The sequence below is a fragment of the Shewanella sp. 4t3-1-2LB genome, from assembly GCF_017368415.1.
Classification (GTDB): Bacteria; Pseudomonadota; Gammaproteobacteria; order Enterobacterales; family Shewanellaceae; genus Shewanella; species Shewanella fodinae.
In genome coordinates this window covers 1-400 of sequence record NZ_JAFNJD010000149.1, presented here as the reverse complement: position 1 = coordinate 400, position 400 = coordinate 1, and the positions used below count along the sequence as shown (strand labels likewise).

Below are 400 nucleotides of genomic sequence, written 5' to 3'. Positions count from 1 at the left end.
CCGTTTGCTCCCCACGCTTTCGTGCCTCAGCGTCAGTATCATCCCAGCAGATCGCCTTCGCTTTTGATATTCCTAGTGATATCTACGGATTTTACCCCTACACCACTAATTCCATCTGCCCCTTCTGAACTCTAGGCTCCCAGTTTCAAATGCAGTTCAATGGTTGAGCCATTGGATTTCACATCTGACTTAGAAGCCAGCCTACGCACCCTTTACGCCCAGTGATTCCGAGTAACGCTTGCACCCTCCGTATTACCGCGGCTGCTGGCACGGAGTTAGCCGGTGCTTATTCAAGAGGTACCGTCATTATCTTCCCTCTTAAAAGGAGTTTACACACCGAAATGCGTCATCCTCCACGCGGCGTTGCTGCATCAGAGTTTCCTCCATTGTGCAATATTCC

1 rRNA gene is annotated in these 400 nt (G+C 50.2%); it reads right to left on the bottom strand.

From position 1 onward, the window contains the following. A 16S ribosomal RNA gene (locus tag J3L11_RS19050) occupies positions 1-400 on the bottom strand; the annotation flags it as partial.